This window comes from Streptomyces justiciae (assembly GCF_015163075.1).
In the GTDB taxonomy this organism is placed as follows: domain Bacteria; phylum Actinomycetota; class Actinomycetes; order Streptomycetales; family Streptomycetaceae; genus Streptomyces; species Streptomyces justiciae.
The window spans coordinates 37,672-59,533 of the sequence record NZ_JADDXU010000017.1; the positions used below are offsets into that span (position 1 = coordinate 37,672).

Here is a 21,862-nt window from a genome sequence, read left to right on the forward strand (position 1 = left end):
CCTGTCGAGCGGTTTCAGGCGGTCAGGGTGTGCTCGTGCTCGCAGGCGTCGTCGATCCCGTACGTGTCCCACGCCGGGAAGGGGTCCGGGGACGGCGTGCTGTCGTCCGGTGTCATGAGGCAGGTCGCGAGCGCCCTGTGCAGCTTCGCCTGGTCCAACCCCGTGCCGATGAAGACCAGCTCCTGGGCCCACGGCGCGTCCTCGTCGCGTGCCGCCGACGGCTCGAAGCGGGCTACCGAACCGGCCTGTGACCACAGGCCCGTGACGTGCGGGCGGCTGGCCAGGGTGAAGAAACCCTTGGAGCGCAGGACGCGGCCGTACGCGCCGCTGTCCAGGTGCTGGGTGACGAACGTCCACAACCGGTCGGGGTGGAAGGGGAGTTCGGAGCGGAAGACCGTGGAGGAGACGCCGTACTCCTCGGTCTCGGGGACGTGTTCGCCGTTGAGCTCCTGGACCCAGCCGGGCGCCTGTTGCGCGCGGTCCAGGTCGAACAGGCCGGTGCCCAGGACCTGTTCGAGGTCGACACGGGCGTGGCGGGCGTCGACGATCCGGGCGACGGGGTTGAGGCGGCGCAGTGCCGCCCGCAGCCGGGCCGCGGCGTCCGCGTCGACGAGGTCGAGCTTGTTGAGCACGATGACGTCCGCGAACTCGACCTGGTCGACGAGCAGATCGCTGACCGTGCGCTCGTCGTCCTCGAACGGGGCGAGCCCGCGCTCGGCGAGCTCGTCGCCGCCGGCCAGCTCGGGCAGGAAGTTGGCCGCGTCCACGACCGTGACCATGGTGTCGAGGCGGGCCACCTCCCCGAGCGTCGCCCCGTCGTCGCGGGCGAAGGCGAAGGTGGCCGCGACGGGCATGGGTTCGGAGATACCCGACGACTCGATGAGCAGGTGGTCGAACCGGCCCTCCCGGGCCAGCCGGTCGACCTCCTCCAGCAGGTCGTCGCGCAGCGTGCAGCAGATACAGCCGTTGGTCATCTCGACCAGGCGTTCCTCGGTGCGCGACAGCGCGGCCTCGCCGCCCCGCACCAGCGCGGCGTCGATGTTGACCTCGCTCATGTCGTTGACGATCACGGCGACCCGCAGGCCCTCGCGGTTCGCCAGCACATGGTTGAGCAGCGTGGTCTTGCCCGCCCCGAGGAAGCCGGACAGGACGGTGACCGGCAGACGGTCGTGCGCAGACATCAGGTGCTCAGCCCTCGGGGCGCAGCAGGCCGCGCTCGTACGCCTTGACCAGGTTCTGCGGTACGAGGTGACGTACGCCGTCGATCGTGACGGGTACCAGCGACGGCGTGGCCGCCTTCCACTGCGCGCGGCGGTGGCGGGTGTTGCTGCGGGACATCTTCCGCTTGGGGACAGCCATGACAGGGACCTCCTCGGTGGGGCGGCGAGCACCGAGGACGCTACATGAAAATGGGTTCCATTAACAATTAAGGGTCCCGGAGGTCCCGGGGTCGTGTCAGAAGCGGGCTCCGATGCTCGCCCCGCTCCGCGGCACCAGGAACGACGGCGCCTGCGGGAGCGAACCGTCGGCGGCCCGCGCGCCCGTGAGCGGCGCCGGGTCCGTGCTCAGGACCGCCGCGGCGTTCCAACTACCGCCCAGGTTCCAGGAGTTGCCGCTGGCCGACGTTCCCGAGCCGACCGCCGCCGCCCGGGCGTCGGCGACCGCCAGGTTCGCCGTGAGCGTGGCCTTCCCGCCCGAGGCGTCGGCGTCGAAACCGGTGCCGGCGTTGGCCCACGTCGAGTTGCGGGACAGTGCCAGGGTCCCCGGGTTGCCGTTGTCGGTGAAACCGTGGGCCGCGTTCTTGAAGGCGACGCTGTTCTGCACGGTGTGGCCGACCGCCGGGGCCGGGCTGCCGCCGCCGAGCTTGAAGCCGTTGCCGTCGCCAGCGAAGTCCGGGAAGTTCCAGCGGTTGAAGCCGTTGCCGTACGCGACCGTGTTCTCGATGGTGATCGGCGAGCCGAACTTCCAGGCGTCGAAGCCGTCGTCGACGTTGTTCCACAGCCGGGCGCCGCGCACCACGTTGCCCGTGCCGCTGCCCTCCTTGACGGCCAGCCCGTCCGCGCTCTCGCCGTTCTTGCGCGGATCGCGGTTGCCGTAACTGTCCAGGTCCAGGATCTGGTTGTTGCCGGAGGCGCCCTGGAGCTGGAAGCCGGACTCGTAGTTGTCGTGGGTCTTCAGCCGGGCGAAGACGTTGCCGTTGCAGCCGTCGCAGTAGATCCCGTACGGGCCGTTGACGATCTCCAGGTCCGAGATCCGCCAGTACGACGCCTCCTGGTGGACCGCCCCGCGCTCGGCCCGCGGAATGCTGCCCCCGACCGGCGTGTGGCTCGCGGGCAGCTGCTCGCCGTCGACGACCACGCGCTCGCCCTGGTAGGCGCCCAGGGTGATGGGCTGGAACGCGGTGCCCGAGTGGGTGATCGTGATGTTGTCGGTGAGGGCGTAGGTGCCGCCGCGCACGGCGATGACGTCACCGGGTGCGGCCAGGTCCACCGCCTTCTGGATGGTCCGCAGCGGCTGCGCGAGCGTGCCCGCGGCGGAGTCGTTCCCGTTCGTGGCCACCACCAGCGTTCTCGGCGCGGCGGACGCCTCGCCCGCCGGCCCCAGTGCCGTCGCCGCCATCGCGCCCACGACCGCCGCCGTCCAGATCGACGCGTTCCGCATGGAACCCTCCCGCCTCCGCCTGCCTGCCCTGTCGCAGAGCAGTCGGCGCACGGCGCCGGAAGGTTGCCGGGTCCTGGTCGGGCCGATGCGAAAGACGCGACCTAGGGTGGGCCGTGTGACCGACAGCAGCAAGCGCCCCGTGGCCGTGTTCGACCTCGACAACACCCTCGCGGACACCGCCCACCGGCAGCACTTCCTGGAGCGGAAGCCGCGCGACTGGGACGGCTTCTTCGCCGCCGCGCCCGCCGACCCGCCCCTTCCGCAGGGCATCGCGCTGGTCCTGGAGCACGCGGCGGAGTGCGAGGTCGTCTATCTCACCGGCCGGCCCGAGCGCTGCCGCCAGGACACGCTGGACTGGCTCGCCGCGCAGGGTCTGCCCGAGGGGCGCGTCCACATGCGGCGGGACAACGACCGCAGGCCCGCCCGGCGCACCAAGCTGGAGATCCTCCGCCGCCTCGACCGCACCCGGGACGTCCGGGTGCTGGTCGACGACGACGAACTGGTCTGCGCGGACGCCGAACAGGCCGGTTTCACGGTGGTACGGGCGCGCTGGGCCGCCCCTTCCGCCGCGCTGGAGAACGCGCAGGAGCGGGAGGGGCGGACCTGAGCGCTGTCCCAGGGCCTGTCCCAGGGCGGACGGTCAGTCCGAGTCCTCCAGGCGGAAGCCGACCTTCAGGCCCACCTGCCAGTGCGCCACCTGACCGTTCTCGATCTGACCCCGTACCTGCGTCACCTCGAACCAGTCCAGCTGTCGGAGGGTCTGCGAGGCACGGCTGATGCCGTTGCGGATCGCCTGGTCGACGCCGTCGGGCGAGGTGCCGACGATCTCGGTCACCCGATAGGTGTGATTCGTCATGGAACCACCGTGCCCCAGGCGACGGCCGGGCGCGAGCCGTCCGTCACCGCACCCGGCTCAGCGACAGCGCGAAGCGGCCCTCCTCGTCCGTCCACCAGTGGGACAACTCAAGGCCCGCGGCGGATAGTTCGGCCCGCACGCCGTCCTTCCGGAACTTCGCCGAGATCTCCGTGTGCAGCTCCTCGCCCGCCGCGAAGTCCACGGCGAGGTCCAGCGCCGGGATCTTCACCGTCTGTGCGGTACGGGAGCGCAGCCGCATCTCGATCCACTCGTTCTCCGCGTCCCACAGCGCCACATGGTCGAAGGCGCCGGGATCGAAGTCGGCGCCCAGCTCGCGGTCGACGACGGTCAGGACGTTCTTGTTGAACGCGGCCGTCACGCCCGCCGCGTCGTCGTACGCCCTGACCAGCACCTTCTCGTCCTTGACGAGGTCCGTGCCGAGCAGCAGGGCGTCGCCGGGGGAGAGCAGGGCGCGCACCGAGGCCAGGAACACCGCCCGCTCGGCCGGCAGCAGGTTGCCGATCGTGCCGCCGAGGAAGGCGACCAGCCGGGGACCCGGTGTCTCGGGCAGCGCCAGTTCGGCGGTGAAGTCGGCGATCAGCGCGTGCACGCTCAGCGCCGGCCGCTCGGCGATGAGCGCGTGACCGGCCTGGGTGAGCGCGCTCTCGCTGACGTCGACCGGCACGTACGTGTGCAGGTCCGTGAGCGCGTCGATGACGTACCGCGTCTTCTCCGAGGAGCCGGAGCCCAGTTCGACCAGGGTCCGGGCCCCGGTCGCCGCGGCGATCTCGCCGGCCCGGGCGACGAGGATCTCGCGTTCGGCGCGGGTGGGGTAGTACTCCTCCAACTCGGTGATCCGATCGAAGAGTTCGCTGCCATGGGCGTCGTAGAACCACTTCGGCGGGAGCGTCTTCGGGGTGTGCGTCAGGCCGTGCAGGACGTCGGCGCGCAGGGCGGCCTCGGTGGCGTCCTCGGGCAGGGTGCGGGTCAGGTGGAACGGGCTCACGTGCGGGGCTCCTTCGGTGGTTCCGTGGAGGGCTCCTTGAGCGGCGTGAGCAGCACGTCCGTGCCGCTGGCCGCGAGCAGGGTGCGGTCGGGGACCTCCTGCCAGTGCGGATCGTCGTCGTAGGGCTCGGAGGCGACGACCGTGCTGCGGCCGGGGCTCGCCAGATACCAGAGCGTGTCGCCCCAGGCGGTCGCGGCGATGGACTCGCCGTTGGTGAGCAGCAGGTTCAGCCGGGACCCGGGGGCCGCCTCGGCGACCTCCAGGACCGTGTCGGCCAGCGCCTGCCCCTCCTCGTCGCCCGCCCGGAGCCGGGCGAGGACCAGCGCCCACACGAACGCCGAGTCGTTGCGGGCCTCCATCGCCAGCAGATCCGCTGCCGGAAGGGTCTCCGTCAACGGTGCCAGGGAGCGGGGCCAGCCCTTGACGGCGCCGTTGTGGCTGAACAGCCACGGCCCGCTCGCGAAGGGCGCCGCCGCGGCCTCGGCGTCGGCGCCGGACAGGGTCGCGTCCCGGACGGCGGCGAGGAGGGCCGTGGTGCGGACGACTCTCGCGAGGTCGGCGAAGGACTGGTCCGCCCAGATCGGGCCCGCCCTGCGGTAGCGGGCCGGCACGGGGTCGTCCGGCGCGTACCAACCGACCCCGAAACCATCGGCGTTGACGGTGCCGTACCGCTGGCGCCGCGGCGCCCACGACTGCCGGTACAGGCCGTGCGGCGGCGTCACCAGGAGTCTGCCGAGCGGCTCCTCGGGCCCCAGGTAGGCCAGGTGACGGCACATCAGACGCCCTCCGCGGACCGGGCGGTGCGGAAGCCGGAGAAGATCTGCCGCCGGATCGGGTAGTCCCAGTTGCGGAACGTGCCCCGGCAGGCCACCGGGTCCACGGCGAACGAACCGCCGCGCAGCACCTTGTACTCGGGGCCGAAGAAGACCTCCGAGTACTCCTTGTACGGGAACGCCTGGAACCCGGGGTACGGCAGGAAGTCGCTCGCCGTCCACTCCCACACGTCGCCGATCAACTGGCGTACGCCCAGCGGTGATTCGCCCTCCGGGTAGCTGCCCGCCGGGGCCGGGCGCAGATGCCGCTGACCGAGGTTGGCGTGCTCCGGCGCCGGGTCGGCGTCGCCCCACGGGTAGCGCATCGAGCGGTCCGTGGTCGGGTCGTGCCGGGCGGCCTTCTCCCACTCGGCCTCCGTGGGCAGTCGGCGCCCGGCCCAGCGGGCGTACGCGTCGGCCTCGTACCAACTCACGTGCACCACCGGCTCGTTGGGCGGCACCACCTCGGTGACGCCGAACCGCCGCCGCAGCCACTGGTCGCCGTCCCGGCGCCAGAACAGCGGGGCGTCGATCGAGTGCTCCCGGATGTGCGCCCAGCCGGCCGGTGTCCACCAGCGGTCGACCCAGTAGCCGCCGTCCTCGATGAACTCCTGGTACGCCTCGTTCGTGACCGGGGCCGTGTCGATCCAGAACGGGGCCACCTCGCGCCGGTGCGCCGGGCGTTCGTTGTCCAGCGCCCAGGGCTCGTCGGAGGTGCCCATCGTGAACGGGCCGCCGGGGACGAGGACTTCGGCCGGCCCGGTGTACAGCGGGGCCGGGTCCGGGTCGGGCGCGGTGAGGGCCTGGGGGCCCTTGCGGAGCTGATGGGTGATCAGCATCGTCTCGTCGTGCTGCTGTTCGTGCTGGGCGATCATCCCGAAGGCGAAACCGGCCTCGGTGAGCCGGGTGCCGTGGAAGGCGGTCGACTCCAGCAGGTCCAGGACCCTGCCGCGGACCTCTGCCGCGTACTGCCGGGCCTCGACGGGCGGCAGCAGCGGCAGCTTGGGCCGTTCCGCGCGCGGGTGCTCGAAGGCGTCGTACAGGCCGTCGATCTCCGGGCGCATCGCCTCCCGGCCCGCGACCCCCCGCAGCAGCCACAGCTCCTCCTGGTTGCCGATGTGGGCGAGGTCCCACACCAGCGGGGACATCAGCGGCGAGTGCTGGGCGGTGAGGTCGGGGTCGTCGACGCAGCTGGTCAGCAGCGTGGTGCGGTCGCGGGCCGTGGTGAGGGTGGTCAGCGCCCGTACGCGGAGCGTCTCGGCGTCGTCGGTCATGTGCGGAGGTCCTTCCCGTGCGGCCGGGTCTGTGGATCGTCGGCGAGGTCTTTGCCGTGCGGCTGGGCCAGTGGATCGTCGGCGGGCTCCTTGCCGTGCAGCTGGTCCAGCAGGTCGTCGCCGAGGTTCCTGCCGTGCAGGCGGTCCAGCAGGTCGTCGGCGGGGCAGCGGCCCTGGCGGACGTAGCGCTCCAGATACGCGGCGACGGCGCCCTGGACCTCGTCGGTCGCGCCGAGCCTCGGCAGGGCGTCGAGGGCGGCCGTGAAGCACTCCACGGCCACCTCGTGCAGCTCCGGATCGGCGAGGCCGGTGCGCGCCGCGTCCAGCCACAGCGGGTTGTGCGGGGCGGGCAGCCCCAGCGAACGCTCAGCCAGCGGCTTCACCGCGCGGTAGGCCGTCTCGGCCGCCTCCGGGTCGTCGAACAGCGCCGTCGTCACCGCCAGCGGCACGATCCAGCCGTCCTCGCCGGGCTGGGCGTCCATCATGCGCAGCTCGATGTGGCCGCGCGGTCGGACCGGCGGGAACAGGGTGGTGAGGTGGTAGTCGAGGTCCTCGCGGGTCGGCGGCCTCGGGACGCCGGTGCGGGTCCACTCCCGGAAGGTCATGCCGTCCGGGACGTCCCAGGCCCCGCCGTCCTGCCGTATGCACATCACCGGGGCGTCGAGCACATGCCGCGCCCAGGCGGCACGCGGGTCGCCCTCCAGTGGGGGCGCGCCCGCGCGACCCGCGCCGATCTCCATCCACAGCAGCTGCCGGGTGGAGATCCAGCCGGTGGGTTCGCGGCCGACCAGCGGGGAGTTGGCGAACGCGGCGACCAGGACCGCGCCCAGCTGGTGCGCGAGCCACCAGCGCCGCCCGTGCCCGAGCGGGCCCGGCTCCTCGTGGCCGGCGTCCAGGCAGACCTGCACGGACGCGGAGGTGCACATCATGGCGCGGCCGGCCGGACCGGTGCGGTCCAGGCACGCCTCCATGGCGTCGTAGCGGGGTTCGTGGAGATACCGGCGGGGCGAGTGCCAGGGATCGTGACCGAGGCCGACGAGGCCGAGATCATGCCCGGCGAGCACCGTGCGTACGGCGTCGAGGTCGGCGGAGACGGTGCCGATGCACTCCATCAGGGAGGCGGCGGGTGGCGAGCTGAGCTCCAGCTGGCCGCCGGGCTCGACGGTGAGCGCCGAGCTCAGGGGCACGGCCCGCAGGGCGGCGTAGGCCGCTTCGAGTCGTTGGGATGTGACGGGGAGCTGCGGTGTGCGCAGCTCGTGGACGAGCCATTCCACCTCGACCCCGACGGTGCGGGGCGGTCCGGTCTTGAAGCAGATGCCCCTGACCAGGGCCTCCACCTCGGCGGCGGACAGAGCGGTGCGGGGCTCCGTACAGTCGCTACAGTCGGTAACCGAATCGGACATGTCGGGATCCTCCTGAGATTCCACCATGCCACCGGCCCGGATGATGTTGGCCGGACCGGCATCGCTCGTCCCACCCAAAACCCTCGCGGCGAATCGCACAAGGGTGCACATCCCCGCATTCGGGGCCGACGATCTCCGTTTCCTGCGTGTTTCCTGGGTGTTCTCGAGGCCGGGAAACTCCGTTGCACCGTACGACCAGCATCGCCCACGATGCGTGCATGAGCACGACGGGGGAGCGCGCACGGCGCGCGATCGAGGCGCCCACGGGGGTGGCGCCATGAGCGCGCGCCTGCGTGGGATCGCACAGCAGACGGAGCAGATCGTCGAGGCGGGTTCTTATCGCGCCTCGGACGGGCGCGAGGTGTCCATCGCGGCGGAGGTCGAGGCCGCCCGGGCGGGGACGCGGATGTACGGGCCGGAGCCGGTGGCCGTGCCGTCCTGGACGCCGGCGGAGCTGTTCGTCGAGGTCACCGGCGAGAGCAGCCTGGAGGCCGCGCGCCGGCTCGGCGGCGACCCGGCCGTCCTGAACTTCGCCTCGGCCCGCAACCCCGGCGGCGGCTACCTCAACGGCGCCCAGGCCCAGGAGGAGGCCCTGTGCCGGGCCTCCGCGCTGTACGCGTGCGTGCGGGAGACCCGGGACTTCTACGACCACCACCGGGCCCACCGCGACCCGTTCTACACGGACCGTGTCATCCACTCACCGGCCGTCCCCGTCTTCCGCGACGACCGCGGCCGACTCCTGGACGAGCCGTACCTCTGCGGCTTCCTGACGGCCGCCGCGCCCAACGCCGGTGTCGTACGTCGTACGGCGCCGGAGCGGACCGGCGAGCTGCCGCGGGCCCTGGCCGTCCGCGCCGAGCGGGTGCTGGAGGTGGCGGCGGCCGAGGGGTACCGGCGGCTGGTGCTCGGGGCGTGGGGGTGCGGGGTGTTCCAGAACGACCCGGTGCAGGTGGCCGGTGCCTTCCAGGCGCTGCTGGCCCCCGGAGGGCGGTTCGGCACGGCGTTCGAGCACGTCGTCTTCGGGGTCCTGGACCGCACATCCGGGAGCGTGGTGCGGGGCGCGTTCGAGAAGGTGTTTCAGGTCCAGCCGTAGCGCTCGTGCAGCCGCTTCCTGACCAGGTTGAACCGGCCGCGGTCCAGCGCGCACGCCTCCCGGCGCATGCCGTCCTCGTGCAGCCGCAGGATGCGGTCGACGTCCACCCAGGAGTCACGGCCCGACTTGTCCCAGGGCCCGCTGCCGATCGCCACCCACTCGCGGTCGCCGTCGTGCCGCTTGCTGGACAACTGCACGGCGAGGAAGGTCCCGGCCGCCTCCCTGGCCACCACCAGCACGGGCCGGTCCTTGCCGCGCCCGTCGTTCTCCTCGAAGGGCACCCAGGTCCACACGATCTCCCCGGGGTCCGGGTCGCCGTCGTGCGCGGGCGAGTACTCGGTGCGCACCCGGCCGACCTCGCGGGGGTCGGCCTCGGTGGTGGCGGTGGCGCCGAAGCGGCCGGGGACGTTCTCATCGGTAAACGCAGTCACGGGGGCACCTTAGAGGGTGCCCCCGTGAACCGTTGCGTCAGTCCTCCTGGACCGGCACCTTCTGGGGCGCGACCCCGTTCAGGGCCGAAGTCCCGGCCGGTGGCTGACCGTTCTGGTTCATGGACGCGAGCAGCTGGCGGGCCAGGCCAAGTCCCGTGCCGCCCATGGTGAGCGCCTTGGCGAACATGTCCGCCATGCCGTCGGCGCCGTTGAGCACCACCATGTTGTCGACGTTCCCGAACGCGGACGCGCCCGCCTGCACGATCTCCGGCCAGTTCTCGGCGAGTTGCTGGGCGACCACGGCCTCCTGGTTCTCGGCGAGGGCGGCGGCCCGCGCCTTGATGGCCTCCGCCTCCGCCAGACCCTTGGCCTTCGTCGCCTCGGCCTGCGCGAGGCCCTTGGCCTGGGCCGCGGCGGCCTCGGCCTCACCGGTGGCGCGGGTCGCGGCAGCCGTCGCCGTACCGCGCGCCTTGGTCGCCTCGGCCTCGGCGCCCGCGGCCGTCTTCACCCGCGTCGCCTCCGCCGCGGCGGCCAACTCGGTCTCCTTCGCCTTGGCTTGGGCCGCCGAGATACGGGCGTCGCGCTCGGCCTCGGCCAGCGTGCGCTTCTCGTACGCCTTCGCGTCCGCGGGTTTGCGCACGTCCGCCTGGAGCTGCTGCTCGGTGCGCTGCGCCTCCAGTTCGGCGACCCGGGTCATCTGCACGACGACCTCCTGCCGGGCCGCGGCGTCCGCGAGCGGTCCCGCCTGCTGGGCCTTGGCGGCGGCCTTGTCGCGCTCCGCCTGGTAGCCGGCCTGGAGGATCTCGCTGTCCCGGGTGGCCTCCGCCATCCGCGCGAACGACTGCTGCTCGGCCTCGGTGGCCAGCCGGTTCGCCTCGGCCTGCGCGATGCGCGCGTCCCGCTGGACGGCCGCGGCGTGCGGCATCGCGAGGTTCTGGATGTACCCGGTCGGGTCCTCGATCTCGTGGATCTGCAGCGAGTCCACGATCAGCCCCAGCTTCTCCATCTCCGTGCCGCACGCGGCCCGCGTCTGCCCGGTCAGCTTCTCCCGGTCGCGGATCATGTCCTCGACCGTCAACCCGCCGACGATGGACCGCAGATGACCGGCGAAGACGTTGTGCACCCGCTCCGACATCAGCTTCTGCTGGTCGAGGAAGCGGCGCCCCGCGTTGGCGATCGACACGAAGTCGTCGCCCACCTTGAAGATGACGACGCCCCGCACCTTCAGCGGAATGCCCTGGTGGGTCACGCAGTCCACGTGCAGCTCGGTCTCGTTGAGGTCGAGGGACAGCTTGCGCACCGCCTGCACGCCGGGCAGCACCAGCGTGCCGCGCCCCGTGACGATCCGGAATCCCATGCCCTCTTCGAGGCCTTCGGTCTTGTGCTTGGAACCCGAGATGATGAGCGCCTCGTTGGGCTCGGCCACCCGCCACATCATCTTGAACACACCGATCAGAACGAGGACAGCACCTACCGCGATCCCCGCAACGACGCCGATGACCATCGGCATTCGCCCCCTTTGCATGGTGCCCTTTCGGCACCGAACGAAGGGAGTGTGCGCCTCGCCGCAGCCGGGGTACAGACCCTTACGCACTCTTGTCGCAACCTTGACGCAAACGGCTCTCACCTGCGACAAGGCTTGCTCAACTGTCGTACGCGGCCTGCACGTAGACCGTTCTCGGCGGCTGGTACTCCACCACCATGACGACCGTGCCCCGCTCGATGCGGTCGGTGCCGGTGGCCGGGTAGGCGAGGAAGTGCTCGGCGCCGCCGCGCACGCGGACGATCACCTCGCCGACGAGCCCCGGCCCGACTGTTCCGGTGACCCGCCCCATGAGCCCGACCATCGACGCATCGTCCATGGTCACAGGGTACGGGCCCAACCCTGTTACGCGGCGGACGAGTCGGCGTCGAGCCGCAGCGGCGGCCACGCCTCGTGCCAGCGCAGCTCCGCCTCCAACTGCGCCGCGAGCGAGATCAGCAGCGGCTCGCTGTTGGCCGGCCCGAGCAACTGCGCCCCCACCGGCAGCCCGCCGTCCACGAACCCCGCCGGGACGTTGACGCCGGGCCAGCCCAGCACGTTCCACGGCCAGGCATAGGGGCAGGCCGCGATCATGGCGCGGTCGGTGGCGAAGCCGCCGAGCGGGAGCATCGAGCCGATGCGGGGCGGGGGAGCGGCCGTGGTGGGGGCGAGCACGACGTCGTACGACGTGAAGAACGCGCCGATACGGCGGTGCAGGACCGCCTCCGCACGCCGTGCCGCCCGCAGCGGTGCCCCGCCGAGGAGCCGGCCGAGCCGGGCGGCGTCGCGGGTGCGCCGGTCGAGGAGTGCGGGGAAGGGCGCCTCGCCGACGCGCTCGGCGAGGCCGACCGTCGCGCGCGGGATGAAGGTGAGCCCGATCTGCCCGTACGGCGGATCGGCCTCCTCGACCGTGTGGCCGAACGCGGCCAGCCGCTCGGCGAGTTGGACGACCTTCGCCCGTACCTGAGGATCGAGGCGGGCGGGCAGGGCGGTGAACGGGGGCTTCAGGGCGAGGGCGATACGGAGGCGTCCGGGGTCGCGGCGGGCGGCCCCGGAGGCGTCGACGGACGGCGGGCGGTGCGGGTCGAGGGCATGGTTGCCGCTCGCCGCGTCGAGCAGGAGGGCGGCGTCGGCGACCGTACGGGCCAGGGTGCCGTTGACGGTGATGCCCTGGAAGGACTCGCCGCGCGGCCAGGTGGAGATGCGGCCGCGCTGCGGCTTGATGCCGATGAGGTGGGTCCAGGACGCCGGGATGCGCACCGACCCGGCGCCGTCCGAGCCGAGTGCGGCGGGCACGAGCCCGGCGGCGACGGCGGCGGCCGATCCGCCCGACGATCCGCCGGGCGTGTGGTCCGCGTTCCACGGGTTGCGGGTGGCCCCGAAGGCGGGCCCCTCGGTGAAGGGCCACTGCCCGAACTCGCAGGTGTTGGTCTTGCCGATGACGATGGCCCCCGCGGCCCGCAACCGTCGTACGGCCTCCCCGTCCTCGGCGACCGGCGGGAACTCGCCCTGGCAGCCGAACGCGGTGGGCTCGCCCGCCACGTCCATGTCGTCCTTCACGGCCACCGGCACCCCGAGCAGCGGCTTGCGCACCCCGGCCGCGAGTTCCTTGTCCGCCGCGTCGGCCTCGGCGAGCGCGGCCTCCGCCCGGACGATCCGGAAGGCGTTCAGCGAGCCCTGCCCGGCCTCGATCCGGGCGAGGGTCCGCTCGACGAGGGCCCGTGCCGTGACGGTGCCGTCGGCCAGCGCGCGTGCGGTCTCCACCAGGCCGGCGGAACGGTCGTGCGTCATACGGGACACCTCCGAGGCGTCTTCCGGGACGTTGCCTACCGAACGGTAACGTCGGAAAGCGCTTCGCCGGAACGCCCCTGACGGGGACGGCCGTTCGGCACCCGGCACAGCGGCCTCACAGTGCTCGCCAGGTCATGCGCAAACCATTGACGCGCCGGGGTCTCACCCCTACCTTCTGATCGACTTTCCGAACCTTGTTCGGTATTCCGGACGTTGAGCCGCGTCCTGTCCGAGAGAGAGCCGCCCGTGACCACACGACCCCCCATGCCGTCACGCCGTACCCTGCTGCGCGCCATGGCGGCGCTGCCCGCCTCGGTCGTCCTGCTGGGCGAACTGCCCGGCGCGGCCTTCGCCGCGGCCCCGCCGAGCGGCTCCGCGACCCGCTACACGATCGTGCCGTTCCTCAACAGCAACGACGGCACGGTGAACGTCTACCAGTCCGACGACGCCACCGACTTCCGGCTCGTCCAGGCGTCGGCCTACACGCCGCCGAGCAACAGGATCCGCGACGCCAGCGTCTTCAAGCACACCGACGGCTACTACTACATCACCTACACCACGCACACCTGGCAGGACGTCAGCACCACGATCGGCTTCGCCCGCAGCTCCGACCGGGTCAACTGGACCTTCCTGTACGACTACACGGTCCCGATCACCAACCTGTCCCGGGCGTGGGCGCCGGAGTGGTTCGTCGACAGCGACGGCAGTGTCAACGTCATCGTGTCCTGCTCGCTCACCAGCGACGAGTGGATCTTCACGCCGTACCGGCTGAAGGCGACCAACTCGGCGCTCACGGCGTGGAGTTCACCTGTGGCCCTGTCCGGCATCGGCGCGAACCACATCGACACGTTCATCGTGAAGATCGGCTCGACCTACCACGCCTTCACGAAGAACGAGACGACCAAGTACATCGAGTACGCCACCGCCTCGTCGCTGAACGGCCCCTACACGATCTCGAAGACCGGCGACTGGGCCGGCTGGGGCAGCTACCGCGAGGGCCCGGCGCTGGTGCAGCTCGACAACGGCGCCTGGCGGCTGTTCTTCGACGGCTACGGCGACGGCAACTACTACTACAGCGACAGCTACGACACCTTCGCCACCTGGTCCGCGCCGACGGCCCTGCCCGCGATCTCCGGTACGGCACGGCACTTCACGGTCATCAAGGAGACCGTCTCGGGCGGCCCGACCCTGACGAAGAACGTCACGCGCTCCTTCCAGTCGGCCAACTACACCACCCGCTACTGGCAGAACCAGTCCTCGCTGCTCAACCTGCCGGTGGTGACCAGCTCCAGCACCTCCGCCGAGAAGACGGCGTCCACCTTCACGGTCGTCGCGGGCCTCGCCGACTCCAACGGCTACTCCTTCCGCGACTCCTCCGGCAACTACCTGCGCCACTGGGACTTCCGTGCCCGCTTCGACGCCAACGACGGCACCTCGACCTTCGCCAAGGACGCCACGTTCATCGCGCGGACGGGCACGGCGACCGGCTCGCTCCGCTTCGAGTCGTACAACTACCCCGGCTATTACCTGAGGCACTACAACTACCAGCTGAGGGTGGAGCGTTCGGACGGCACGGCCCTGTTCCGTCAGGACAGCTCGTTCACCCCGGTGACGGCCTGGGCCTGATGACTGACGGCTAGGGGCGCAGCACGATCTTGCCGTGCGTGTGCCCCTGCTCCAGTTCGCGGTACGCGTCCCGCACCTGCTCCAGCGGGTAGGTGCGGGCGACCGGGACCTCCAGTTCCCCGCGGGCGGCGAGGCGGGCCAGTTCGCCGAGGACGACCGCGCAGGCCGCCGAGCCCTCGCCGTAGGTCCGCGCGCCGACCTTGGCGGCGGCCTGCCAGTCGCGGATCGTGTTGATCCGCTCGGGCCGAACGCCCAACTCCACCGCCAGGTCCACATATCCGTCGCCGAACGTGTCGATGAACGCGTCGACCTGCCCGCCGGACGCCTCCCGGACCCGATCGGCCACGCCCTCGCCGTACGCGACCGGGACGACCCCGCGCTCCTTCAGCCAGGCGTGGTTCCGCGCGCTCGCCAGCCCGATCACCGTGGCGCCCCGCCGTCGCGCCAACTGCACGGCCAGCGACCCGACTCCGCCCGCCGCGCCGGACACCACGACCGTGTCCCCGGGGCCGGGATCCACGGCGAACACGGTGGCGTACGCGGTCGTCCCGGCCACGTACAGCGACCCGGCCACCTCCCAGGGCAGCCCCTGCGGACGGGAGACCAGGTTCACGTCGTCCACCACGACGAACTCCGCGTGACTCGCCCGCCGATGGGTGAAGCCCAGCACCTCGTCGCCCACCGCGAAGCCGCGCACCTCGGGGCCGAGGTCCACCACCACGCCGGCCAGATCACTGCCCTGCCCGGAGGGGAACGTCGCCGGCCAGCGCCCGTGCCGCGCGCCCCTGCGGATCATCACCTCGCCGGGCTGGATGCCGGCCGCGCGGACCTCGACGAGCACCTGCCCCGGCCCGGGTGACGGACGTGGCACGTCCTCGACGCGGAGCACGTCGATCTCGCCGTACGCGTGGAACCGTACCGCCTTCATCACTTGACCACCGCACCTCGGAGTCGGGACAGGGACCCCGCCTTCAACGGTTCCGGGGCGGACCTCTGTTCCCGGACGTGTTGGGTGATACGAGCGTCGGCGGCCGACTTCTTCGTGTCATCTGCCAGTACGGACGCCGGACCGGGCGGAGGGAGACTCGCTGCCGCGTACCGATGATCCGCAAGCGAAGGGGGAGACACATGAGTGTCCAGCAGTACGACGCGATCGGTGAGGCCTTCGAGGGGTTCAAGTCCCTGCCGTTGACGCGCTTCGGCGAAGTGCCCAGCTTCCTGGCCCTGGTCGGGGACGTGCGCGGCAGGTCGGTGCTGGATCTGGCGTGCGGAACCGGCTTCTACAGCCGGGAGTTCAAGCGGCGCGGCGCCACGGACGTCTTCGGGGTCGACATCTCCGGCGAGATGATCGCCGCCGCACAGGACATGGAGCGGCGCGAACCGCTCGGCGTGCGCTACGAGGTCGGTGACGTGGCCGAACTGCGGCCGCTGGACACCAGGTTCGACGTCGCCCTCGGCGTGCAGTGCCTCAACTACGCCGAGAGCATCGCCGAGTTGGAGCGGATGTGCCGCAACATCCACCGGAACCTGGTGCCGGGCGGCGAGTTCTTCGTGCTCTGCCAGCGGCCCGACTACCGATTCGACTGCGCGTCCCTCGACACGTACGGCTTCCGCTGCGAGCCGACCGGCGAGGAGGCCGAGGCGGGCCCGCGGTGCCGGGTCACCGCCCTCCTCGAACCGCAGCCGATCAGCATCCTCGGCACGGTTCCGCGCCGCGAGGTCTACGAGGAGTCGCTGCGCGCGGCCGGGTTCAGCGAGATCGAGTGGGTGCCGCTGAGCGTGTCCGAGGCCGGCGTCCGGGAGTTCGGTGAGGAGTTCTGGGCGGACCTGCTGGCCCACCCGCCGCTGGTGATGCTCCGCTGCCGGGCCTGAACGCCCGCCTCGGGGCGGTATGACCCGCCCCCGCCCCTACTCTCCGACCTGGATCTCGACGCGATGCCGCAGGTACGCGTCCGGATGGTTGCGGGCGATGCGCACCGCCTCGGCCACCAGGCCGTGGAGCTCGGCGGGCCGGCGCCGGGCGTTCAGGACGAGGCCCGGCAGGAGGCACCGGCGCACGTCGAGATCCTCGTTCGCGACGAACTCCCGGAGCGCCGCCTCCTGCCACTCGGCCCCGAGGTCGGCGACGGAGTCGACCTCGGCCCGGCTCTCGGGCGTCATGACGCGGTTCTCCCGGTCGAGGTAGCGCACGGACACCCCCGTCCAGTACCAGGCGCGGGCGGCTCCGGCCCGCTCCGCGTCGCTGCCGGTGCGCAGCACGTCGATCAGCGCCGCCTTCACCCGTCGACGGCCGTAGAGAAGGACGGCCGGTTCGATGAACTGCCGGTTGAAGCTGGGGTTCGGGTCGTACACCCCGGTCCGGACCAGCTGCTCGAAGAGTCCCTCCGGGGGCACGTCCGCCGCGCGCAGGGTGCGCCGGACGATCGACCGTGCCTCGTGCTCCCACTCCCGGCCCGGACCGGGAGTGGCGGGCGGCTCGGCGCCGAGGAGTTCGATGAGCTGCGCCACGTGCCCGTGGAAGGCGGCACGGCGGTCGTCCCGGCGGTCCGGAAGCGGAGCGTACGTGCGGGGCGTGTCGTCGCTCACCGGTGTCGTCCCCCTGACTGGTGGTGGCGGTTTCGTGGGAGAGGGCAAGCATGCCCGGTGGCCGGGTGCCGCAGCACCCGGCCACCGGGCGTCACGCGACCGTGCTCACGCGGACTTGCCGCCCGTGCAGGCGGCGCCCGGCTCCGGAGTCTGCCTGCCCTGGACGTACTTCTCCAGGAACTCGGACACCCGGGGATCGGACCTCTTCGTCACGTTCAGCTGGTGGCCCCAGGCGGAGAGCGTGATCGGCGAGGACTGGTCGGGGTACGGGCTGATCAGCGTGTACGGCGTCTTGGCGACCTTGTCGGAGAGCGCCTTGACGTCCGCGTCCGACGCCTTGTCGTTGTACGTGATCCAGACCGCGCCGTGTTCCAGGGAGTGCACGGCGTTCTCGTTCTGTATCGGGTCGGTGTAGACGTCGCCGTTGCAGTTCTGCCAGACGGGGGCGTGATCGCCGCCGACCGGCGGTGTCATCGGGTAGTTCACTGCGGTGTCGACGTGGGTCTGGCTCAGCTTCGCCCACGTCTTCTCGCCGGAGACCGGCGCCGCCTGGGCCTGTTCCTCGGCGTCGGCGGCGTCGAGCAAGTACCAGCCGCCGCCCATCAGTCCGGCGAGGATCGCGGCGGACACGGCGACGGTGATGATCCGGTTGCGGCGCTCGCGGGCCTGCTCGGCGCGGCGCTGTTCCTCGACGCGGGCGCGGCGCGCCTCGGCCTTGGAGGCGTTGGTGTTCCTGTTCTTCTTCGGGTTCGTTCTGGTGTTCTTGGAGTTGGCGGAAGCCATGGTGAAGTCCCTTGTGGGCAGCGGAGATCGACGGACGCCGGTGGATGGTCGGGGGATCGGCGTCCGGTCTAGGTCCGCAGCACCTGAAGGGCGTGGAGGTCGGGGGCGCGGGGCTCCGCGGTGTATGGGGTGCGGGCGGGGGCGGCGAGGGCCGGCCGGGTGTCCACGCGCGTGGGCGGGGCGACGGGTTGGGGGTGCGGGCCCGGTGCGGTGCTGGGCTTGCCGACGACGACTTTTCCGCCGCACCGGTCGTGGCCGGAGGAGACGCAGACGTGCTCACGCACCTGCTGGTCCGGCACGCCGAGAACGACCGTCGCGGGTGCGTGATACGCCGCCGGCTGCGGGCCTCGGGCACACAGACAGGCCGCACCGAGCAGCGTGGCCAGGGCCACCAGCAGGCCCAGCACCACGGCTCCGGTCCGCCGCCCCGCACGCATCTGTTCTTTCCCCACCCTTTCGAGGTCTCAGGGTAGGTGAGGGTGTGGTGGGGGAGGCAGCCGGGGGAGGATGTCCGGTGTCGTAGGGGAGGGCGGGCAAGGTTGGGAGAGTCGGAGATCGGCGGGCTGGTCGCCGGGCTCTTGATCGCGGTGGTCACCTCGCCCGTGGGGGTGTCCGGCGCGGTGTTCCTGCTGCCGGTGCAGTTGAGCGTGTTCGGCGTGCCCAGTCCGGCCGTCACGCCGACGAACCTGCTGTTCAACGTGGTGGCCGGGCCGGGAGCGCTGGTGCGTTTCCACCGGGACGGCAGACTGCGCGGTCCGCTGACGCGGCTGCTGGTGGCCGGCACGCTGCCGGGCGTGGTGATCGGTGCCGCCGTACGGGTCTTCGCGGTGCCGGGGCCCGGCGTGTTCCGCCTTCTGGTGGCGCTGCTGCTTCTGCCGCTGGGCGGGTGGCTGATCACGAGGACCCTGCGTCCGGCACGGGTCACCGCGACGGCGATGATGCCGTCCCCGCGCGCCGTCACGGGGCTCGCGCTGGCGGTGGGGATCGTCGGCGGGGTCTACGGCATCGGGGGCGGTTCACTGCTCGGCCCGCTCCTGGTCGGCCGGGGTCTGCCGGTCGCCCAGGTCGCACCGGCCGCGCTGGCCTCCACCTTCGTGACCTCGCTGGCCGGAGCCACCGCCTTCGCACTGCTCTCCCTGACGGGCTCCGGAGACGTCGCCCCCGACTGGTCCCTCGGCCTGGCCTGCGGCCTCGGCGGCCTGATCGGCGGCTACCTCGGCGCCCACCTCCAGCCCCACGTCCCGGACACGGCACTCCGCCTCCTGCTCGGCACGCTGGCCGCCGCGCTGGGGGCGTCGTACGGCATCGCCGCGCTGAGCTGATCCGGGGAACGGGCTCGCAGGGCCGTCCCGTGCGCGCCCGCGACCTATCTGGCGCGCCCGCGCAAAAGGCGAACCGACCGGCCTCAGTCCGGGCCGCTCCAGTCGAACGGGAAGTACTTGCTCGACTTGCCCGAGCGGTCCCAGGAGAAGCCGAAGGCGTTGGCGCGGTCGGTGGTGGCTCGGCCCCACGTGGCGACCTGGCCCGGTCCGACCTCGGCGCCGGGCGCGTTGTGGACCTGGACGCGGCTGCCGTCGGGGGTGGTCGGACCGGTGAGGGCCTCGGCGGCGGCCGTGACCCGGTCGGGGATCTCGGCCCGCCAGGTGCCGAGGTCGTCGTCCACGTCGACGTGGAGGGGTACGACGTCCATGCCGCGCATCTCGGGATGGAACATCGCCCCGAACTGCGCCGGCCAGCCGCCCGCCTCGCCGCCGAAGACGGCTCCCAGTGCGGCCCGCTGTCGCTCGTCGGCGCGTTCGTCGAGGAAGACCGCTGCGTAGGGGTCGGTGTGCTCGCCGGCCCAGACGTCACCCGTGAAGGAGGCGAGCATCAGGACGTTCAGATCGTCGAGCCGGACGTCGCCGTAGTTGCCCTCCCGGATGTGCCAGACCATGACGCCTTCGCAGTCGCCGTACGTCGGGGGCTGTGCGAACGTGCACGGGCAGGGGACGGCGCACTTGCACACGTCGAACCAGTCGCCGGCCAGATGCCAGCGCGGCGCGGTGGGGGTGGCCTGTTCAGTCATCTCGCTTCCCTCCTGCCGAGCCCCGGGGAGCTCACTCGGAGTGGCGAGACCGCGTGTGCCGAGCCCGGTCGTCCCGGGATCGGGAGACGGTCTCCCTTCCAGCTTGCACCTCCCGCCCCTCGCGCGGAACCCGCCCGGTCAGGCGCAGGGGATCACATGCCGTCCATCGACGGCATCGAGTCCTGCAGTCCCGGCAGCAGCCAGTCCTGGAAGGGCGCGAGCACGGCCAGGACGAGGAACACGACGCCCACGAAGCGACCCAGCAGCACACCCCGGGGCGACAGCTTCTCCAGGAAGATCACCACGGCCAGCCCGGCCATCGCCGCCACGTTCATCACGCCCAGCGGCACGAGGACGACCATCAGCCCGGCGCAGCAGCCGACGCAGTAGGCGCCGTGGTGCAGCCCCACCCGCAGATCGCGGACCGGCCCCCGGAAGCCGGAGTAGCGCACGAGGTGGCTCAGCGGGTCGCGGCAGTGCCGGAGGCAGACGTACTTCAGCGGGCCCAGCTGGTACAGGCCCGCGAGCAGGAAGGCGACCGAGCCGATCCAGCGGCCGGCGGTGGGGTGGTCGTCGACGAGGTTTCCGGTCAGGGCGAGGGCCACGTAGGCGAGGAGCCCGAACGCCGTCCACACCAGCAGGTATCCCGCGATGAACTCGACGGTACGGGCGGTCCGGACCCAGCCCGAGGACTGCCGGCCGATGCCCCGCACCCAGGTGATGGCCACCGGCGCCATGGACGGCAGCATCATCGCCGCCATCATCGTCACCCAGAGCAGCAGGAACAGCGGCAGCGCCATCCCCATGGTGCCGGGCTCGACCCCCATGTCCCGGGCCTGGCCGATCGTCAGCACCCAGGCGGGCACCGCGATCAGCACCACCAGGAACCAGGCGGCCGCGAGATCCTTCGCCGGCAGCAGCCCGCCGCCCGCTCCGGTCGGCGCGACCGGCGGAGCGGATGCGACGACGGACGTACGGCTGTGACGCATCGGCGTGCTCTCCTGCGACTGCTTCCAGCACAGCACAGGTCCCCGCGCAACGCGACCGCGTCCGCACGGGGCGGTGCCGTGACCGCGCGGACCATCTATAGTCAATAATGCGAGTAGGTGTGTAATTCAGTGGTGGACGACGAAGCGGGGCGCTCATGGTGGACAGCCGGTACGCGCGGTACGTCGCCCTCGGCGACAGCCAGACCGAGGGGCTCGGCGACGGCGACGACGTACAGGGACTGCGCGGGTGGGCGGACCGGCTCGCCGAGCAGCTCGTACGGCAGTCGCCGGGGCTGCTCTACGCCAACCTCGCCGTCCGCGGCCGCCTCGCCGGACAGGTACGGGCCGAACAGCTCGCGCCCGCCCTCGCGTTGCAGCCCGACCTCGCCACGGTCGTCGCCGGGGTGAACGACCTGCTGCGCCCCCGCTTCGACGCCGACGAGGTGGCCGGACACCTGGAGGCGATGTTCGCCGCGCTCACCGCCCAGGGCACCCGCGTGGCGACGCTGACCTTCCCCGACGCCTCCCGGATCACCCCGCTGGCCCGCCCCGTCGGCCCCCGCGTCACCGCCCTCAACGCCCGCATCCGGGAGGCGGCGGCCCGGCACGGCGTGCTGGTCGCCGAGACCGCCGACCACCCGGTTGTCACCGACCCCCGCCTCTGGAGCCCCGACCGGCTGCACGCCAGTCCCCTCGGGCACGCCCGTATCGCCGCGGCGGTCGCCCACGCGCTCGCCCTGCCGGGCAGCGACGACAGCTGGACCCGGGACCTGCCCGCCGACCCGCGCGCGGCCTCGGGCCTGCGGGCCCTCGGCGGTGAAGTGCGCTGGGCCGGTTCCTTCCTGGGGCCCTGGCTGGTACGGCGGGTGACGGGCCGTTCGTCCGGCGACGGACGGCAGGCCAAGCGCCCTGAGCTGCTCCCGGTCCTCGCCCTGGACTGATCGAACCGGCTGTTAGGTTGAGT

General features: G+C 72.1%; 24 protein-coding genes. 6 read left to right on the forward strand and 18 right to left on the reverse strand.

Annotated features, from left to right (window positions below; all coding sequences use genetic code 11):
- Window positions 1–14: 14 nt before the first annotated feature.
- The 3 genes from IQ210_RS36090 to IQ210_RS36100 all read right to left on the reverse strand — a co-directional run bounded on the left by IQ210_RS36090 (window position 15) and on the right by IQ210_RS36100 (window position 2,661).
- Entirely contained in the window at window positions 15–1,181 is a 1,167-nt protein-coding gene (locus IQ210_RS36090) for a GTP-binding protein (protein ID WP_194083446.1), read from the reverse strand.
- A 7-nt stretch (window positions 1,182–1,188) separates the two neighbouring features.
- Window positions 1,189–1,359: a 50S ribosomal protein L32 gene (gene rpmF, locus IQ210_RS36095; protein ID WP_097271518.1), complete on the reverse strand. Its 171-nt coding sequence runs from the start codon at window positions 1,357–1,359 to the stop codon at window positions 1,189–1,191.
- A 96-nt stretch (window positions 1,360–1,455) separates the two neighbouring features.
- Window positions 1,456–2,661, reverse strand: coding sequence for a right-handed parallel beta-helix repeat-containing protein (locus IQ210_RS36100; protein ID WP_194083447.1), 1,206 nt, complete (start codon window positions 2,659–2,661; stop codon window positions 1,456–1,458).
- Window positions 2,662–2,776: 115 nt separating this feature from the next.
- On the opposite strand from IQ210_RS36100, the gene IQ210_RS36105 reads away from it, so the two are divergent.
- On the forward strand, window positions 2,777–3,268 hold the full coding sequence (locus IQ210_RS36105; protein WP_194083448.1) for a phosphatase domain-containing protein: 492 nt from the start codon (window positions 2,777–2,779) through the stop codon (window positions 3,266–3,268).
- Window positions 3,269–3,301: 33 nt separating this feature from the next.
- Here the strand turns inward: IQ210_RS36105 and IQ210_RS36110 are convergent, their stop codons facing one another.
- From IQ210_RS36110 to egtA, 5 genes are read right to left on the reverse strand one after another with little or no spacing between them, the layout of a single operon-like run.
- Window positions 3,302–3,517, reverse strand: a complete 216-nt coding sequence (locus IQ210_RS36110) for a dodecin (RefSeq protein WP_194083449.1) — start codon at window positions 3,515–3,517, stop codon at window positions 3,302–3,304.
- 43 nt (window positions 3,518–3,560) lie between these two features.
- On the reverse strand, window positions 3,561–4,523 hold the full coding sequence (egtD, locus tag IQ210_RS36115; protein WP_194083450.1) for an L-histidine N(alpha)-methyltransferase: 963 nt from the start codon (window positions 4,521–4,523) through the stop codon (window positions 3,561–3,563).
- Entirely contained in the window at window positions 4,520–5,299 is a 780-nt protein-coding gene (gene egtC / locus IQ210_RS36120; protein ID WP_194083451.1) for an ergothioneine biosynthesis protein EgtC, read from the reverse strand. Before egtC ends, egtD begins: the two co-directional genes overlap by 4 nt.
- Entirely contained in the window at window positions 5,299–6,609 is a 1,311-nt protein-coding gene (gene egtB / locus IQ210_RS36125) for an ergothioneine biosynthesis protein EgtB (RefSeq protein ID WP_194083452.1), read from the reverse strand. The genes egtC and egtB overlap by 1 nt, the downstream gene beginning before the upstream one ends.
- Window positions 6,606–8,012, reverse strand: coding sequence for an ergothioneine biosynthesis glutamate--cysteine ligase EgtA (gene egtA, locus IQ210_RS36130; protein ID WP_194083453.1), 1,407 nt, complete (start codon window positions 8,010–8,012; stop codon window positions 6,606–6,608). The genes egtB and egtA overlap by 4 nt, the downstream gene beginning before the upstream one ends.
- 277 nt (window positions 8,013–8,289) lie before the next feature.
- On the opposite strand from egtA, the gene IQ210_RS36135 reads away from it, so the two are divergent.
- Window positions 8,290–9,105 carry a TIGR02452 family protein gene (locus tag IQ210_RS36135; protein ID WP_194083454.1) on the forward strand — a complete coding sequence of 272 codons (816 nt, stop codon included), beginning with the start codon at window positions 8,290–8,292 and terminating at the stop codon, window positions 9,103–9,105.
- On the opposite strand, the gene IQ210_RS36140 is transcribed toward IQ210_RS36135, so the two are convergent.
- The 4 genes from IQ210_RS36140 to IQ210_RS36155 form a co-directional block, all read right to left on the reverse strand.
- Window positions 9,090–9,536 (reverse strand): type II toxin-antitoxin system PemK/MazF family toxin, encoded by a 447-nt coding sequence (locus tag IQ210_RS36140; protein ID WP_194083455.1) that lies wholly within the window; start codon window positions 9,534–9,536, stop codon window positions 9,090–9,092. The two genes, IQ210_RS36135 and IQ210_RS36140, sit on opposite strands and share 16 nt — an antisense overlap.
- Before the next feature lie 37 nt (window positions 9,537–9,573).
- The gene (locus IQ210_RS36145) at window positions 9,574–11,046 is read right to left on the reverse strand and encodes a flotillin family protein (RefSeq protein WP_194083456.1); all 1,473 of its coding nucleotides are present in this window, start codon (window positions 11,044–11,046) and stop codon (window positions 9,574–9,576) included.
- Window positions 11,047–11,179: 133 nt separating this feature from the next.
- A complete protein-coding gene (locus tag IQ210_RS36150) occupies window positions 11,180–11,398 on the reverse strand; it encodes a hypothetical protein (protein WP_228049104.1) in 219 nt (72 codons plus the stop codon).
- A gap of 26 nt (window positions 11,399–11,424) precedes the next feature.
- The gene (locus IQ210_RS36155) at window positions 11,425–12,858 is read right to left on the reverse strand and encodes an amidase (protein WP_322657517.1); all 1,434 of its coding nucleotides are present in this window, start codon (window positions 12,856–12,858) and stop codon (window positions 11,425–11,427) included.
- Between the two features lie 237 nt (window positions 12,859–13,095).
- On the opposite strand from IQ210_RS36155, the gene IQ210_RS36160 reads away from it, so the two are divergent.
- Entirely contained in the window at window positions 13,096–14,475 is a 1,380-nt protein-coding gene (locus IQ210_RS36160; RefSeq protein WP_194083458.1) for a glycoside hydrolase family 43 protein, read from the forward strand.
- A gap of 10 nt (window positions 14,476–14,485) precedes the next feature.
- On the opposite strand, the gene IQ210_RS36165 is transcribed toward IQ210_RS36160, so the two are convergent.
- Window positions 14,486–15,403: an NADP-dependent oxidoreductase gene (locus IQ210_RS36165; RefSeq protein ID WP_194083459.1), complete on the reverse strand. Its 918-nt coding sequence runs from the start codon at window positions 15,401–15,403 to the stop codon at window positions 14,486–14,488.
- 200 nt (window positions 15,404–15,603) lie between these two features.
- Between IQ210_RS36165 and IQ210_RS36170 the strand changes: the two genes are divergently transcribed.
- Window positions 15,604–16,347 carry a class I SAM-dependent methyltransferase gene (locus tag IQ210_RS36170; RefSeq protein ID WP_194083460.1) on the forward strand — a complete coding sequence of 248 codons (744 nt, stop codon included), beginning with the start codon at window positions 15,604–15,606 and terminating at the stop codon, window positions 16,345–16,347.
- 36 nt (window positions 16,348–16,383) lie between these two features.
- On the opposite strand, the gene IQ210_RS36175 is transcribed toward IQ210_RS36170, so the two are convergent.
- From IQ210_RS36175 to IQ210_RS36185, 3 genes are all read right to left on the reverse strand, one after another.
- On the reverse strand, window positions 16,384–17,061 hold the full coding sequence (locus tag IQ210_RS36175; protein ID WP_228049105.1) for a hypothetical protein: 678 nt from the start codon (window positions 17,059–17,061) through the stop codon (window positions 16,384–16,386).
- 105 nt (window positions 17,062–17,166) lie between these two features.
- Window positions 17,167–17,844, reverse strand: coding sequence for a DUF3105 domain-containing protein (locus IQ210_RS36180; protein WP_194083461.1), 678 nt, complete (start codon window positions 17,842–17,844; stop codon window positions 17,167–17,169).
- A gap of 68 nt (window positions 17,845–17,912) precedes the next feature.
- Window positions 17,913–18,281 carry a hypothetical protein gene (locus IQ210_RS36185; RefSeq protein ID WP_194083462.1) on the reverse strand — a complete coding sequence of 123 codons (369 nt, stop codon included), beginning with the start codon at window positions 18,279–18,281 and terminating at the stop codon, window positions 17,913–17,915.
- 102 nt (window positions 18,282–18,383) lie between these two features.
- Between IQ210_RS36185 and IQ210_RS36190 the strand changes: the two genes are divergently transcribed.
- The gene (locus IQ210_RS36190; protein WP_194083463.1) at window positions 18,384–19,166 is read left to right on the forward strand and encodes a TSUP family transporter; all 783 of its coding nucleotides are present in this window, start codon (window positions 18,384–18,386) and stop codon (window positions 19,164–19,166) included.
- 83 nt (window positions 19,167–19,249) lie between these two features.
- Here the strand turns inward: IQ210_RS36190 and IQ210_RS36195 are convergent, their stop codons facing one another.
- The gene (locus IQ210_RS36195; protein ID WP_194083464.1) at window positions 19,250–19,909 is read right to left on the reverse strand and encodes a DUF1326 domain-containing protein; all 660 of its coding nucleotides are present in this window, start codon (window positions 19,907–19,909) and stop codon (window positions 19,250–19,252) included.
- Window positions 19,910–20,061: 152 nt separating this feature from the next.
- Window positions 20,062–20,898, reverse strand: coding sequence for a DUF2182 domain-containing protein (locus tag IQ210_RS36200; RefSeq protein ID WP_194083465.1), 837 nt, complete (start codon window positions 20,896–20,898; stop codon window positions 20,062–20,064).
- 155 nt (window positions 20,899–21,053) lie between these two features.
- Here IQ210_RS36200 and IQ210_RS36205 point away from each other — a divergent pair, with 155 nt between their 5' ends.
- On the forward strand, window positions 21,054–21,839 hold the full coding sequence (locus IQ210_RS36205; RefSeq protein ID WP_194083466.1) for an SGNH/GDSL hydrolase family protein: 786 nt from the start codon (window positions 21,054–21,056) through the stop codon (window positions 21,837–21,839).
- Window positions 21,840–21,862: the final 23 nt, after the last annotated feature.

Bases quoted from the DNA above. Each gene is read 5' to 3' on its own strand.
- IQ210_RS36090 (WP_194083446.1), bottom strand. From the start codon at position 1,181: ATGTCTGCGCACGACCGTCTGCCGGTCACCGTCCTGTCCGGCTTCCTC.
- rpmF (WP_097271518.1), bottom strand. From the start codon at position 1,359: ATGGCTGTCCCCAAGCGGAAGATGTCCCGCAGCAACACCCGCCACCGC.
- IQ210_RS36100 (WP_194083447.1), bottom strand. From the start codon at position 2,661: ATGCGGAACGCGTCGATCTGGACGGCGGCGGTCGTGGGCGCGATGGCG.
- IQ210_RS36110 (WP_194083449.1), bottom strand. From the start codon at position 3,517: ATGACGAATCACACCTATCGGGTGACCGAGATCGTCGGCACCTCGCCC.
- egtC (WP_194083451.1), bottom strand. From the start codon at position 5,299: ATGTGCCGTCACCTGGCCTACCTGGGGCCCGAGGAGCCGCTCGGCAGA.
- egtB (WP_194083452.1), bottom strand. From the start codon at position 6,609: ATGACCGACGACGCCGAGACGCTCCGCGTACGGGCGCTGACCACCCTC.
- egtA (WP_194083453.1), bottom strand. From the start codon at position 8,012: ATGTCCGATTCGGTTACCGACTGTAGCGACTGTACGGAGCCCCGCACC.
- IQ210_RS36135 (WP_194083454.1), top strand. From the start codon at position 8,290: ATGAGCGCGCGCCTGCGTGGGATCGCACAGCAGACGGAGCAGATCGTC.
- IQ210_RS36145 (WP_194083456.1), bottom strand. From the start codon at position 11,046: ATGCCGATGGTCATCGGCGTCGTTGCGGGGATCGCGGTAGGTGCTGTC.
- IQ210_RS36150 (WP_228049104.1), bottom strand. From the start codon at position 11,398: ATGGACGATGCGTCGATGGTCGGGCTCATGGGGCGGGTCACCGGAACA.
- IQ210_RS36165 (WP_194083459.1), bottom strand. From the start codon at position 15,403: ATGAAGGCGGTACGGTTCCACGCGTACGGCGAGATCGACGTGCTCCGC.
- IQ210_RS36170 (WP_194083460.1), top strand. From the start codon at position 15,604: ATGAGTGTCCAGCAGTACGACGCGATCGGTGAGGCCTTCGAGGGGTTC.
- IQ210_RS36180 (WP_194083461.1), bottom strand. From the start codon at position 17,844: ATGGCTTCCGCCAACTCCAAGAACACCAGAACGAACCCGAAGAAGAAC.
- IQ210_RS36185 (WP_194083462.1), bottom strand. From the start codon at position 18,281: ATGCGTGCGGGGCGGCGGACCGGAGCCGTGGTGCTGGGCCTGCTGGTG.
- IQ210_RS36195 (WP_194083464.1), bottom strand. From the start codon at position 19,909: ATGACTGAACAGGCCACCCCCACCGCGCCGCGCTGGCATCTGGCCGGC.
- IQ210_RS36200 (WP_194083465.1), bottom strand. From the start codon at position 20,898: ATGCGTCACAGCCGTACGTCCGTCGTCGCATCCGCTCCGCCGGTCGCG.
- IQ210_RS36205 (WP_194083466.1), top strand. From the start codon at position 21,054: ATGGTGGACAGCCGGTACGCGCGGTACGTCGCCCTCGGCGACAGCCAG.